This window comes from Paenibacillus konkukensis, from assembly GCF_023523925.1.
Classification (GTDB): domain Bacteria; phylum Bacillota; class Bacilli; order Paenibacillales; family NBRC-103111; genus Paenibacillus_S; species Paenibacillus_S doosanensis.
In genome coordinates this window covers 1,493,928-1,507,651 of sequence record NZ_CP027059.1, presented here as the reverse complement: position 1 = coordinate 1,507,651, position 13,724 = coordinate 1,493,928, and the positions used below count along the sequence as shown (strand labels likewise).

Here is a 13,724-nt window from a genome sequence, read left to right as displayed (position 1 = left end):
CTCAGGTTTTTCCTCAAGTCGGCCCAACGAAAACTTGGTTGTTTTGGCAATCCTAGTGTACCATAAGGAAAAAAGCGTCTGCAGCCAAGGGGGTCCGTTCTCGTGAGACGGTCAGCGTTTCCGTTCTTCAAACCGGCCATGAACTGGAAAATTAAAAACAAAGTATTTTCGCTTATTTCATTGATCATGGTGATCTGCTTTATGATCACGTATTTTGCGCTGCAATACGCTTACTCGATCTACGACGAGCAGCTGTATTCCAAATCGTCCCAGCTGCTGAACTTATCGTCCAGCGGGATCGAAAGCGAGCTGAAGCGGCTGGAACGGCTGTCGTTCAGCATGGCGACCGACTCGCAAATTCAGAGCTTGCTGCTGTCGATCGACGGCAATACGCCGGAGTTCGAGAAGCTGCGGATTCGCTCCTATATTTCCGACAAGCTCGTACAGTATACCGGATATGAGAAATACGTTTACTCGGTGGAGGTGACCGACAAGCTGGGGGAGCAGGCCTTGGCCGGGCAATCGCAGGTCGTTTCGGGAGCCAAGAGAGAGATGATACTTAACGAATCGGCCAAAGGCTCCGGGGAGAGCCGGTGGATTCTGCCGGACGGCGAGGATGCCACTCTGATTATTGCCAGGGAAATTAGATCGTATCAGAACCAGAACTTTAGCCTGGAGAGAATCGGCACACTGGTTGTCCGCATCCGGCTTGAAAATATCGTAGACGACGTCATTGCCGGCACCGAGCTGAAAAACGGCGAAATGCGCATTGCGTCGGGAGACCGGATGATCTACCCTCCCCGGCTCGATAACGCCGGACTGTCGCTTCCGGAGGCGGAGGAATGGCGTCATGGATATGTGATCAAGCAGCTCAACGGCCGGCCGTATTTCCTGACGCAAATCCAGTCCGGTTATTTGGGATGGTCGTATCACAGCCTCATTCCGTACGATACGATATTTAACAAAATCATCCTGATGAAGCGGATTCTTCTCATCGGTTTTATTGCAAGCTTGCTTGCCGTCATGGTGGTAGCCATCAATTTTGCCCGCAGCCTGACGCGCCCTATCGAGGACTTGATCGGCCGGATGAAGCAGGTGCAGAAAGGCGATTTCACGCTGATGGAAGCGGAGCCGCCCGATCCGGTGACGCTGCAGATGGACGAGGTGGGGCAGCTGCACCGCACGTTCCGAATGATGATGCAGCAAATCAACGAGCTGATTACCGAGAATTACGCCAAGCAGCTGACGATCAAGGAAACCCAGTTCAAAGCGCTGCAGGCGCAGATCAACCCGCATTTTCTGTACAATACGCTGGAATCGATCAACTGGCTCGCCAAGACGAACGGCCAGCCGCAAATTTCCAAGATGGTCGAAGCGCTCGGATTTTTGCTGCGAAGCTCGATCAGCCTTAGGGAGGCGCTCATTACGGTCGGTGAGGAATTGGAAATCGTGATGTGTTATATTACGATTCAGAGGTTTCGCTTCGAGGAGCGGCTCGAATTCGAGATGGACGTTCCGGACGAAGCACGGAAGCTGATGCTTCCGAAGCTGACGCTGCAGCCGCTGCTGGAGAACTCGATTCACTATGCGCTGGAACAGATGCTTGAGCCTTGTCTCATCCGCATCCGGACCAAACGCGAGCCGGGCAAATTCATTATCGTCGTCGAGGACAACGGTCCGGGGATGAGCGCAGAGCTGCTGGAGCAGGTGAGAAAAGGCGAGGCGCGCACGCGCGGCAGCGGCATCGGGCTGAAAAATATCGAAGAGCGGATCGTGCTCGCGTTCGGAGAAGACTATGGCGTCCGGCTGGACAGCGAGCCGGGCAAAGGGACGAGCGTGTCCATTATTATACCGGATGAAACGGGGGATTACGATGTATAAAGTGCTGTTGGTCGATGACGAACGAATAATTTTGGACGGCATCTCGCGAATCGTAGATTGGGCGGGGACGGGAACCGTCCTTGCGGACACGGCGCGCAACGGGATTGAGGCGTTCGAGAAGGTGAAGGAAAACCGGCCGGATATTATTATTAGCGACATTAAGATGCCCGGGATGGACGGACTGCAATTGGCGGCCAAAATCGGCAGGGAATATCCGGAAATAAAATTTGTTCTCCTATCGGGATTCGGGGAGTTTGAATACGCCCGCTCCGCCATTGAATACGGAGTCAAGCATTACCTGCTGAAGCCCTGTAACGAGAACAAAATCATGGAGGTGCTCCATGAGCTGGTCGAGGAGCTGAACCGGGAGCGGGACAGTGAGCAGTTCGTGCGCAGCATGAGAGAAGGCTTGGAGAAGGTGCTGCCGCATGTGAAGGAACAGTTTCTTAAAGAATTCGTCACGAATAAAACGTACGGCAACCGCGATTGGGAATATTACAGCCAACTATTCCGGCTGGAGCTGGGCAGACGCGAGGTGAGGCTGCTGCTGTGCCATCTCGACGGTCCCTTCGAATTCGAGCATCTGTTCGCCGTCAAAAATATCGCCGAAGAGCTGCTCGAAAAAACCGTTCTCAGCTCGACGGTAGGCGATCATGTGCTGATCATGGTCGAAGATCCGGAATCGGTCGGAGAGCTGCACGAGCGGATCGAACGGATCAGGGAGACGTTCCTCAAGTATTACCGGATCGATCTCACTGTTGCGCTCAGCGAAGCGGACGATATTACGCGGGCGAGAACGCTGTATAAGCAGACGCTGGAATGCTTGAACTACCGCTTTTATCTTGGCGAAGGCAGTCTGATCACGGAGCGGGACATCGAGGGGATGAGCCGGGCGGAGCCTGTCGAGCTCGGCTTTAACGAGGATAATTTGATGCTGCAGATCAAGACGGGCAATTGGGAGGAAGCGGCTCATGAGATCGATTTGTTTTTTCAAAAGGTAGGGGAGCTAAGGGCCGACATCTCGACTTCGAAGTCTTACGTTATCCAGCTGTTTATGGCGATGATCCGGCTGGGGGACGCCGAGGATATGCACGGCTATATGGACAAGATGGTGAAGCTGATGCAGCTTGAAACGCTGCAGGCCATCCAGTTGTTTTTCAAGGAAACCGGCCATCAGATCGCTTCGCTGCACTATGAGCAGAACAAGCATAAGCACAGCGCTATCGTCAGCAAGGTCGTAGAAATTATTTCGGAGCATCTCGGCAATCCCGAGCTGTCGCTCAACTGGGTCGCGCGCCAGATGCTGTACATGAATTCGGATTATTTGGGCAAACTTTTTAAAAAGGAAACCGGGGAAAAGTTTTCGAATTATGTGATGAAAACGAGAATTTCCAAAGCGATTGAGCTGATCACTCAAAAATCCGACATCAAAATTTTCGAACTGGCGGAGCAGCTCGGATTCGGCGATAATCCGCAATATTTTAGCCAAGTATTCAAAAAATATGCGGGCTGTTCTCCGTCCGAATATATGAAAACGACGTGATAACCCCGAAGAACAACTCTGTTTTTTAAACAAGGAAAACGGTTTTTTACATTCTTTTTCCCTGTTCGAAGAGCGATAATAGCTATGTAAAGACGATGAATCAGGGGAGGAAATAGAGATGAAGAAAGCGTTGCCAATGCTGCTCTCGCTATCTATGGTTTTGACGGCCGCAGGCTGTGGAGGAAATGCGGCGTCCGATAAAACGCCGGCCATGTCCGGCGACACAGGTTCCGCGGTCGGAAGCAATGAGCCGGTTACCTTGCGCATTGCCTGGTGGGGCGGCCAAGCCAGACACGACTATACGCTGAAAGTAATCGATCTGTATCAACAAAAGCATCCGAACGTGAAAATTGAAGCGGAATATGCTTCCTTCGACGATTATTGGAAGAAACTGGCTCCGCAAGCGGCGGCGAACGGATTGCCCGACATTATTCAGATGGATATGTCGTACATCAGCCAATTCGGCGGCAGAGGGCAGCTGGAGGATCTTCGTCCCTATACGACCAACGGCACGTTGAATGTGAGCGACGTCAGCGCCAACACGCTGAAGAGCGGGGAATACGACGGCAAATTGTATCAAATTCCTCTCGGCGTCAATGCTCTGGGAGCGACGGTAGACCCGGATATGCTGGCCAAAGCGGGCGCAAGCATGCCGGCCAAAGATTGGACATGGGACGATCTGGAGGCACTTGGCGCTAAGCTGAAGGGCAACGGCAAAATTTTGATGGACTACTTGCGTTATGACGTATTCTTCCCGTATTACTTGCGCACGCAGGATCAAAAAATGTATGCGGCCGACGGCACAAGCCTCGGATATACCGACGACAAGCTGTTTATCGACTACTATAAACGTTATCAAAAATGGTATGACGCAGGTTACCTGCTCAGCTTGGATAAACTGGCGCAAAAGAAATCGACGCCTGAAGACGACGAGATGGTGCTCGGCAACGCGTTCGGCAGCTTCGCCTGGTCCAACCAGTACGTAGCTTGGTCTGCGGCAGCCAAACGCAACACGGAGCTTATTCCGATCCCGGGTCCTAACGGCAATAAAGGCTTGTTCCTGAAACCAAGCATGGGCTTCTCGATTACGAAGAACTCCAAGCAAAAAGAAGAAGCGGCGAAATTCATCGACTTCTTCATTAACGACATCGATGCAAACAACATCATCAAAGGCGAACGCGGCGTGCCGATTTCTTCCAAAGTGAAGGATGCGCTGAAGCCTACGCTGTCTCCGTCTGACGCCAAAGTATTCGATTATGTCGCTTGGGCGGAAAAGAACAGCAGCCCGATGGACCCTCCGAACCCTGTAGGCTCCGTCGAAGTTGAGAAGCTGCTCAAAGATTTGAGCGAGCAAATTTTGTACAAGAAAATTTCGATCGAAGATGCGGCGGCGAAATTCCGTAAGGACGCTAACGCGATTTTGGCCAAAAACAAGAAATAACGCCGACGGCGGATCAGGTCCCTTATACATGCGGGGAAGCCTGGTCCGCTTCTTTATTTCCGGGGGATGCGGGCGCTTTCAGGAGTCTGTTTTTTAAACAAAATGAACGGTTTTTTGCATTCTGTATCTCGCGTGGATTCTCTATAATGAGGTTATAAAGTAAATCGAAGCATAGCAAACGAATACAGCAAACTACGTGCATAGGGGTTGAATTCCATGAAGCTGCGGGACAACAACAATGTGGTCGGATACGTGTTCACGGCTCCGTTTATCATTGGCTTTCTGATCTTTACCTTGTATCCCATTTTATCATCCTTATATTATTCGTTTACCGAGTATAACTTGATGGAAGCCCCGCGTTGGATCGGGTTTGACAACTACGTCAAAATGTTTACGGACGACGATAAAATATGGAAGTCGTTCCAGGTCACATTCACTTACGTGCTCGCCAGCGTTCCGCTGCGTCTCGGCTTCGCATTAATCGTGGCGATGCTGCTGAATAAAGCGGCGCGGGGCATCGGCGTGTACCGCTCGGCGTACTACTTGCCTTCCCTTATCGGCGGCAGCGTGGCCGTATCGATCATGTGGACGCAAATTTTCGGCGACAAGGGCCTATTGAACTCGTTCCTCGGAGTCATCGGCATTCACACGGAAACGTCATGGATCGGCAGTCCCGGGACGGCGTTGTGGACGCTTATCGCGTTGTCGGTATGGCAGTTCGGTTCTTCAATGCTGATCTTCCTGGCAGGTCTGAAGAACATACCGCATTCGCTGTACGAAGCGGCCAGCGTGGACGGAGCCAACGGGTTCTACAAATTTTTCCGAGTGACGCTTCCGCTGCTTAGCCCGATCATCTTGTTCAACTTGATCATGCAGACGATTTCCGCGTTCATGACCTTTACGCCGGCGTATATCATCTCGCGCGGGGAAGGCGGTCCGCTGGATAATACATTGCTCTACTCGCTGTATTTGTACCGCAGAGCGTTCGTGTTTTTCGAGATGGGCTATGCCTCCGCTATGGCGTGGGTGATGCTGATCATTATCGGTATTATTACTCTCGTACTATTCAAATCTTCGAAGTATTGGGTTCATTACGAGTCGAAAGGGGACAAATAGCATGCCGTCTGCAACGAAACGATTCCAATCCGTCATCTATCATCTTATCGTCGGTTGTTTGGCGCTGCTTATGGTGTACCCGATCATCTGGCTCGCCGTCAGCTCGCTCAAGCCTAATGACGAAATCTTCTCGCAGGCATACAGCCTCATTCCAAGCCGTCTGGAGTTCATTAACTACGTAACCGGATGGAAGGGCTTCGCCGGCAATACGTTCGCTACATTTTTTAAAAACTCGTTCATTATCGTTATCATCTCTACGATCGGCGCCGTCGCGTCGTCCGCTCTGGTCGCTTACGGGCTCGCCCGCATTCCGTTCAAGGGCAGCGGCTTCTGGTTCGGCTGCGTTATGCTCACGATGATGCTGCCTACGGACGTTACCGTTATCCCGCAGTACGTTATGTTCGCCAAGCTGGAATGGCTGTCTTCGTTCAAACCGGTTATCGTGCCGAGCTTTTTCGGAGTTCCGTTCTTTATCTTCCTGATCATGCAGTTTATCCGCACCATACCGCAGGAAATGGACGAGGCGGCCAAAATGGACGGCTGTAATAAATATTCGATCTTCTTCCGCATCATCGTGCCGATGATCGTGCCGTCGCTGGTGACGGCGACCATCTTCCAGTTTTACTGGAAATGGGACGATTTCATCAACCCGCTGCTGTATTTGAACAAACCGTCCCTCTATCCGGTATCGCTTGCGCTCAAGCTGTTCCTGGACGGGGAGTCGATCAACAACTGGGGCGGCATGTTCGCCATGTCGACGCTGTCGCTGCTGCCTATCGTCATCATCTTCTTCGTGTTCCAGAAGTTTATCGTGGAAGGGATCAGCACCAGCGGTTTGAAAGGATAATAGATCAGCAAAGAAGCCGGGAAGTCTGTTGCGAAGGGAGCGTAAGGAGCCCACGTGTACAGACTTTCCTTGTAAACAGGAGGAGACATGGATATGCCAGCACTTCAATATGACGAAAATGAAATTCGCACGGTGATCGACCGCGTCGTCCGCCGCACGTTCCAAATGGACTTCAACTGGGATTGGCCTGGCGGCGTCGCTTTCTATGGAGTGACGGAAGCGTATGAAGCTACCGGCAACAAGGAATATATCGAGCTGCTGAAAAACTGGGTCGATGAACAGCTGGAGGACGGGCTGCCCAAGCTGACGGTCAACGCCGTATCGATCGGGCATTCGCTGATCAGCTTGTACAAAGCGACGGGCGAAGAGAAATATATCGATTTCGCCGTGCAGATGGCCGATTTCCTGAAGCATGAAGCGGTGCGGTTCGCGGACGGCATCTTCCAGCATACGGTCAACTCGGAGGACTACAATTTTCCGGAGCAGGCTTGGGTCGATACGATGTTTATGGCCGGATACTTCCTGGTGCGCATGGGAACGCTGCTAGACCGAAGCGACTATCTGGAAGACGGCATCCAGCAGTATCACGGGCACGAAGACTTCCTGCAGGACCCTTCGACGAATTTGTATTATCACGGCTGGGATCATCTCGCGCAGAACCATATGTCCGGCATTTACTGGGCGCGAGGCAACTCTTGGGCGGCCATCACGATGGCTCGCGCGCTCAAGCTCATTCATGTGACGCATCCGTCGTTTATGGTCATCGAAGGCTCGCTGCGCGACCAACTGAGCGCGCTGGTCAGACTGCAGGACGAATCCGGCCTGTGGCATACGGTGCTGAACGATCCGACCTCCTACACGGAGACGTCCGGTTCTTGCGGCATTGCGGCAGCGCTGATCTCCAGCGGCAAAATGTACAATAAATACGTCAACAAGTCGATTCACGGCATTCTCAGCCGGATCGACGAAGACGGTTCCGTGCGCGGAGTGTCCGCCGGAACGGCTGTGATGCGCGACGTCGACGGCTACAAAGGCGTGCCGCATAAGCGGGTCCAAGGCTGGGGTCAAGGCCTGGCGCTGACCTTCCTGTCCTCGCTGCTGACCCGCCAGGAATGGTAGAAAGAACCGAGCGGTTGGATCGAGCGGATACACGGTCGCCGCAAAATAATCCCCCTTATAGCATTGGGCTTAAGGGGGATTTTTCTGTATCCTGAAAAATTCCTCTTTACAGGGGAACGTATATTCAATATTGTGTTTATATCTATATTTACCAATATTGGGGAGTGGTGCGGGAATGAGCAGCGTAAACATAAGCCTCAAAAAAGCGGTTGTATCGGATGCGGAAGCGATCTTCGACATGCAGATCGAAGCGTTTCTGCCGCTGCTGGCCAAGTACCGGGACTTCGCAACCAATCCCGCGAACGAAACCATCGAACGAGTGATCAGGAGGATCGCGAATCCTAGCGGCGGTTTCTACAAAATTATGGCCGACCGGAAGCTTGCCGGAGCCATCTGTGTTTATTGGAAAGAAGACGGGCTGCGCTTCTGGATCAGTCCGATGTTTCTCCACCCGCAATATCAAGGCCAAGGCATTGCTCAGCAAAGCATCGCCGGCATCTTCGACATGTTCCCTCAAGCCGCCTCTTGGGAGCTGGCAACGATAGCGGAGGAAGAACGCAACTGCTACTTGTATGAGAAGATGGGCTTTCGCAGGACCGGCGTGCAGAAAGCGTTAAATGAGCGGGCGACGCTTGTTTATTATGTGCGGGGGGGTTGAGTGTGCCTGGGGTTAGGAGAGAGGATGGGGCGGTTCGGGACTTATTTTCACATACGTCAGGTCGCTGACTACACAACGCTTGGCTTCCGTCTGGTCAAATTCACGGTTTAAGGTGTTGGTTGGCCGTGGCCTCTTCAGCGGCTATTTTTCTCTGAGCCTGTCGTCAGGGCTCGTTTGATCCAGCGATCTATAGAAGATGCAGGCGATTAACTTTCCGGTGGACTCGGGCATATAGTGAACCAACTGGCAATCCACCTCTCATCGGAAAGGAATTGTGTAGATCATGCAGTCTGAGATGCTTGAGAATCATCACAATTTTGCTGTGGCCGGAGATCTCTGGAGAGGTTCGGCTCACTTCCCGCCCGTACCTCCCGTACCACCTGTACCGCCTGTACCACCTGTATGGCCTGTACCGCCCGTATGGCCTGTGCCACCCATATGGCCTGTACCACCCGTATATTTTGGAGTTAGCATGCGATTCAGGAACTTGTGAACAAGTATAAATTCCTCTCCGTCTAGCAGACCCAAGTCAGAAAGGGATAGAGGTAATAACATTAAGTCAGACAAATGAGTTAATAATATCAAATGATAGTTCTTGTATTTATAAATTCATTTTATTTGTAAATGACAGTATAAATTAAAATTCATGTTAGGGGAGCAATTTAGTGTTTTTGGAGGAGGATGGGAATGAACTTCTATACAATAGAATCCAACTGTCCTAATGACAATAGCGATGAAATACTAGGTATTGTGCGATTGCTTACTCATCATCAGAAAAATATCGTCTGGTTGTTAAGTGACCTGGATATTGTTCCAAAGTATTTCGGAGATTACCATCCGACAGGAAAGAAAGAGCCACGCCTGTTAGTTTATAACTTTATGTCTAAAATTCAGAAAGAAGGATTCATTGCAGCGTCATTTACGGAATTACAGGATTTGCTTATCGAAACAGCTTCAATCCGGAGAGGAGTATTCCTTTGCGTACCCGATTCTACAGTTCTCGGTGATTTTTATGCTCATGTAGAACCCCAAAATATCGATGCATTCCAACATGAATGTGCATTTCACGAAGTAAGGGTATTGGATGAGTAATGGCGGTATAGTTGTCTTAAATGACCTTGATTTTGACCCGACTAGCTCGTATGAAGAGCAGATATGGTCTTCTCGAAGGTATAAATATTATAGCGGGTTTGGGTCTGTAAAATAGAAGATGGAACCTTTGAAATTGAGAAAAGTTGGACATACTACAGCTAGTTCGCTAAGGCGGAGGAGGCGGGCCTGATAGGCGGAGCCGGAGCGCGAATAAGCCTACGCGCTCCGGATAAAATACAGTAAGCTGAAGCAAGATCTGCCTCCAATTCTGTACGCGTCCCGCCCACTTGCACAGCCGTCCATCGTCGCCAGATAAAGTAGTTTCAACAAGCTCGACCAGCCGGCGACGCAAATCAAGCCCTTTTTTATGTATTGTTAAACGCCTGTACATTTAAAGTATGGAAACCTCATTAAGTCATTAACGGTAAAACTTTACGTTCAAAGTCAATGATTTCCTGGCTTTTGTATTTAAACGCAATATTATCTTGTTGCTGCTGAAAGATAACGTCCAATTGCTGACGGGATTGCCTGTCCGCGAGTTGCTGAATATAATGACCGTATCACAGAAAAGGAAAAGGATGCCCCCATGTATGTGGGCCTGCTGCAACAGGCTCACGGGATGCATCCCCTACCCAACATGGTCATTGTATCAAAGTATGAGCTGGATGAGAAGTCACCCAGCGTTTTTCGTTAGATGTGCAGAAGTGGTCCCATCTCCCTGCTGTGGAGAAGCGCTTAGCGTCATTGGCAGCCGGAAACGGAAATTAGTGGATGAGGGCGGGGATTGCCGCCTGCTTGTCATTCGCCGGTTGCGTTGCAAGGGGTGCCGGAAGATTCACCACGAGCTTCCGGATTGTGTTGTACCGTACAAGCGGTACGAATCGGCATGCGTGGAACAAGTCGTTTCAGAGTCGGAGGTACCCTCCACAGTGGCAGCAGATGATGCTACCCTGCGGCGCTGGAAGATTTGGTTTCGGGAGCAAACCGTGTACTTGCTCGGATGTTTGAAGTCCATCGCCATTCGCTTTCACCAAGACCCTGTAGAGAAAACGTCCGTACCCTCACAGTCTGCACATCACCCCATCGGACACGTTGTCGGGGATGCCTCCGGCTGGCTGGCTCGAATTGTCCGCCCCGTGGCCAATTCAAATTTGTGGCTACATACCCGTTCTGCATGTTTGTCCACCCCTGCCTTGCGGTAGACTCATCTCGAAGTCTACCAAGCGAGGTGTTGAATAGATGAAAGATCAGAAGAAAGCCGAAGCGATTGCATCGGAACGCGTACAGCTGTTGTCGCCGCTGCTCGCTGAGGGGCTTGACCCTGCTAGAGCTAGAGAGATCAAGCAGAGGATCTGTGAACAGACCGGGCTCTCTGAGCGGACACTGCGACGCTACTTGGCGAAGTATCGCCAGGAAGGTTTCAGCGGTTTACAACCCAAGGGCAAAGGGCGCCAACCGGCGGAAGCGACCATTCTACCAGAAGTGCTTGAGCAGGCCATTCTGCTGCGACGGGAGGTACCTGGCCGAAGTGTTGCACAGCTCATTCAGATTCTGGAATGGGAAGGTCGCATCCAGCCCGGCGAGATCAAACGCAGCACGCTGCAAGAGCGATTGGCGGCGCGAGGGTATAGTACGCGCCACATGCGCATGTACGCCGAATCCGGTATTGCCGCTCGGCGTTTCCAGCAGCGGCATCGCAATCGGCTGTGGCACTCGGACTTGAAGTATGGCCCGTACTTGCCCATCGGCCCCGGCGGCGCTATGAAGCAAGTGTTTCTCGTGACGTTCATTGACGACGCAACGCGGCTCGTGCTTCACGGCGAGTTCTATCCGGTGATGGACAAGAGCATCGTGGAGGATTGCTTTCGCCAGTCCATCGGGAAGTTTGGCGTGCCCGAGGCGGTTTACTTCGACAATGGCAAGCAATACAGAACCAAATGGATGACTCGCACCTGCTCTAAGCTTGGCGTCCGCCTGCTATTTGCGAAGCCCTACTCTCCGGAGGCTACAGGCAAGGTCGAACGATTCAATCGCGTGGTCGACGCGTTCTTGAGCGAAGCGGCGCTGGAGAAACCCAAGACGCTGCAGCGGCTCAATGAACTGTTCCAGGTCTGGCTGTCGGAGTGCTACCAGAACAAGCCACATTCCGCACTGGAGAATAAGATCAGCCCGGAAACCGCCTATCGAAGTGACAAAAAGCCTCTTCGGTTTGTCGATCCGGATGTGCTCACGAATGCCTTCTTGCACTGCGAAACGCGCAAGGTCGACAAGTCCGGCTGTATCAGCTTCATGGACCGCAAGTACGAGGTGGGTTTGCCGTTCATGGGCTGTACGGTGGATGTAGTCTTCGATCCGGCAGATATCTCGGAGCTCACGATCGAGTATGAAGGTCATGCGCCGTGGCGCGTGCGTGAGCTTGTCATCGGCGAACGTGCTGGCAAGCGGCCGCCGCGACCGGAGCATTTAGACCCCGTACCGGCAGATACGTCAAGGCTACTCACGGCGGCGGAAGAACGGAGCCGCGACCGCAAAGCGCAGCAGGCTCCGGCTGTAGCCTATCGGCGGGTGAACAAGGAGGATGATGGCCATGTTTGAGTCCTTCTACAGCCTCCCCCGGTCACCATTCTCTCGAGATGTGCCGACCGGTGAACTGTATGAGTCGGTGATTCTCGACGAAACACTCGGGCGTCTTGAATACGCCGCCCAGCGTCAGTGGTTCGCCGTCGTCACCGGCGATTGCGGTACAGGCAAGACGACGACAATCCGTCGGTTCACCGAAGTGCTCGATCCAGCAAGCTACAAGGTACTCTATTTGTCGGACTCCAAGCTGACGCCGCGGCACTTCTACAAGGGGCTACTTGAACAGCTCGGCTGCGAGTCGAAGTTCTACCGCGGCGACGCCAAGCGGCAGTTGCATCGCGAGATCGAGCTCATGCGGGGCATTCACAGGCTGCAACCGGTCGTTGTCGTTGACGAGGCGCATCTGCTGGATCGCGAGATGTTGGAGGAAGTCCGCTTCCTGCTCAATTTCAAGATGGATGCACAAAGCCCCATGGCGCTCATCCTTGTCGGCCAAAGCGAACTGTGGGATCGTCTACATTTGCAGGCATATGCCGCCATTCGTCAGCGCATCGATCTGCAGTGCAAGCTGCCGCACTATGATCGTGCACAGACCGGTGATTATATTCGCCGCCATCTGGCGTTCGCCGGAGCAGAGCATGATATCTTTACCGACGGCGCAATCGACGACATTTACCGCTTCTCAAGTGGCGCTGCCCGGTTGATTAACAAAGTATGTACACACGCTCTGATCTACGGGGCACAGAACAAACATCGGATCATCGACGATCATATGGTGAAGCGCGTCATCCAGGGAGAATTGTCATAATTCTCCCTTCCTTTTGTATCTCACGCGGACAGATTGACCGTCACCAGCAGGAAAACTTACGCCGTCAACTGTCGGACATTATGCGTTAGCAGTAACATTATCTGTATCATTGAGAATAGAATTTAGGAAAAAGAGACAAAAATAAGATTGTCTAAATTTTGGCTGAAACTTTAGATTAAAAATAGCAAAAAGACCCCTGAACTCTTCGTCAAATTCCCCTGCGATATACCTCTTGCAATAGGAATAGTTATGATGTACGTCCAATTCGTTCCACATAAACTTGAACAAATCGTAGAAGAAAACATATTTACCTGCAGTCTCCCAGTCGATATACCATAAAGTTTTCTCTCCTGCTTCATCGTTTAAAAGAATGTTATCAGACCACAAATCGCCATGTAAGTCGATAAACGGCAAATTCAGAGAAAACAATTCCGGGGTAACTTGTTCTATTATTTTTTCAAATTGATGGATATGAATCGCATGAGAACTTGTATCTAATAAGCTATTCAAAGTTTGATAATCAATCGTTGAATGAAGAGTTAGATAATTGAAATAACTACGATAATCATCATATATTGTTTTTAAAATGAATGTTTCATCGTTATCCGTTATATTTTTAAAATTAATCCTGAATTTCGA

General features: G+C 51.3%; 12 protein-coding genes. 11 read left to right on the top strand and 1 reads right to left on the bottom strand.

Annotated elements, in window-relative coordinates:
- Nucleotides 1-102: 102 nt before the first annotated feature.
- The 11 genes from SK3146_RS06690 to SK3146_RS06640 all read left to right on the top strand — a co-directional run bounded on the left by SK3146_RS06690 (nt 103) and on the right by SK3146_RS06640 (nt 13,085).
- Entirely contained in the window at nt 103-1,881 is a 1,779-nt protein-coding gene (locus SK3146_RS06690; protein ID WP_249864347.1) for a sensor histidine kinase, read from the top strand.
- Nucleotides 1,874-3,424: a response regulator gene (locus tag SK3146_RS06685; protein WP_249866205.1), complete on the top strand. Its 1,551-nt coding sequence runs from the start codon at nt 1,874-1,876 to the stop codon at nt 3,422-3,424. Before SK3146_RS06690 ends, SK3146_RS06685 begins: the two co-directional genes overlap by 8 nt.
- A gap of 118 nt (nt 3,425-3,542) precedes the next feature.
- Nucleotides 3,543-4,865 carry an ABC transporter substrate-binding protein gene (locus tag SK3146_RS06680; RefSeq protein WP_249864346.1) on the top strand — a complete coding sequence of 441 codons (1,323 nt, stop codon included), beginning with the start codon at nt 3,543-3,545 and terminating at the stop codon, nt 4,863-4,865.
- A 216-nt stretch (nt 4,866-5,081) separates the two neighbouring features.
- A complete protein-coding gene (locus tag SK3146_RS06675) occupies nt 5,082-5,981 on the top strand; it encodes a carbohydrate ABC transporter permease (protein ID WP_249864345.1) in 900 nt (299 codons plus the stop codon).
- A 1-nt stretch (nt 5,982) separates the two neighbouring features.
- Nucleotides 5,983-6,828: a carbohydrate ABC transporter permease gene (locus SK3146_RS06670; protein ID WP_249864344.1), complete on the top strand. Its 846-nt coding sequence runs from the start codon at nt 5,983-5,985 to the stop codon at nt 6,826-6,828.
- A gap of 93 nt (nt 6,829-6,921) precedes the next feature.
- Complete coding sequence (locus tag SK3146_RS06665) at nt 6,922-7,947, top strand: glycoside hydrolase family 88/105 protein (RefSeq protein ID WP_249864343.1); 1,026 nt, start codon at nt 6,922-6,924, stop codon at nt 7,945-7,947.
- Between the two features lie 175 nt (nt 7,948-8,122).
- Nucleotides 8,123-8,605 carry a GNAT family N-acetyltransferase gene (locus SK3146_RS06660; protein WP_249864342.1) on the top strand — a complete coding sequence of 161 codons (483 nt, stop codon included), beginning with the start codon at nt 8,123-8,125 and terminating at the stop codon, nt 8,603-8,605.
- A 687-nt stretch (nt 8,606-9,292) separates the two neighbouring features.
- Entirely contained in the window at nt 9,293-9,697 is a 405-nt protein-coding gene (locus SK3146_RS06655) for a hypothetical protein (RefSeq protein ID WP_249864341.1), read from the top strand.
- Between the two features lie 551 nt (nt 9,698-10,248).
- Complete coding sequence (locus tag SK3146_RS06650; RefSeq protein WP_349655214.1) at nt 10,249-10,899, top strand: DUF6431 domain-containing protein; 651 nt, start codon at nt 10,249-10,251, stop codon at nt 10,897-10,899.
- A gap of 37 nt (nt 10,900-10,936) precedes the next feature.
- Complete coding sequence (locus SK3146_RS06645) at nt 10,937-12,292, top strand: DDE-type integrase/transposase/recombinase (RefSeq protein WP_249860729.1); 1,356 nt, start codon at nt 10,937-10,939, stop codon at nt 12,290-12,292.
- Nucleotides 12,285-13,085, top strand: a complete 801-nt coding sequence (locus tag SK3146_RS06640) for an ExeA family protein (protein ID WP_349655213.1) — start codon at nt 12,285-12,287, stop codon at nt 13,083-13,085. The genes SK3146_RS06645 and SK3146_RS06640 overlap by 8 nt, the downstream gene beginning before the upstream one ends.
- A gap of 78 nt (nt 13,086-13,163) precedes the next feature.
- Here SK3146_RS06640 and SK3146_RS06635 read toward each other — a convergent pair whose 3' ends face one another.
- Entirely contained in the window at nt 13,164-13,595 is a 432-nt protein-coding gene (locus SK3146_RS06635) for a phosphotransferase (RefSeq protein WP_434006862.1), read from the bottom strand.
- Nucleotides 13,596-13,724 lie beyond the last annotated feature (129 nt).

Bases quoted from the DNA above. Each gene is read 5' to 3' on its own strand.
- SK3146_RS06685 (WP_249866205.1), top strand. From the start codon at position 1,874: ATGTATAAAGTGCTGTTGGTCGATGACGAACGAATAATTTTGGACGGC.
- SK3146_RS06680 (WP_249864346.1), top strand. From the start codon at position 3,543: ATGAAGAAAGCGTTGCCAATGCTGCTCTCGCTATCTATGGTTTTGACG.
- SK3146_RS06675 (WP_249864345.1), top strand. From the start codon at position 5,082: ATGAAGCTGCGGGACAACAACAATGTGGTCGGATACGTGTTCACGGCT.
- SK3146_RS06670 (WP_249864344.1), top strand. From the start codon at position 5,983: ATGCCGTCTGCAACGAAACGATTCCAATCCGTCATCTATCATCTTATC.
- SK3146_RS06665 (WP_249864343.1), top strand. From the start codon at position 6,922: ATGCCAGCACTTCAATATGACGAAAATGAAATTCGCACGGTGATCGAC.
- SK3146_RS06660 (WP_249864342.1), top strand. From the start codon at position 8,123: ATGAGCAGCGTAAACATAAGCCTCAAAAAAGCGGTTGTATCGGATGCG.
- SK3146_RS06655 (WP_249864341.1), top strand. From the start codon at position 9,293: ATGAACTTCTATACAATAGAATCCAACTGTCCTAATGACAATAGCGAT.
- SK3146_RS06650 (WP_349655214.1), top strand. From the start codon at position 10,249: ATGACCGTATCACAGAAAAGGAAAAGGATGCCCCCATGTATGTGGGCC.
- SK3146_RS06645 (WP_249860729.1), top strand. From the start codon at position 10,937: ATGAAAGATCAGAAGAAAGCCGAAGCGATTGCATCGGAACGCGTACAG.
- SK3146_RS06640 (WP_349655213.1), top strand. From the start codon at position 12,285: ATGTTTGAGTCCTTCTACAGCCTCCCCCGGTCACCATTCTCTCGAGAT.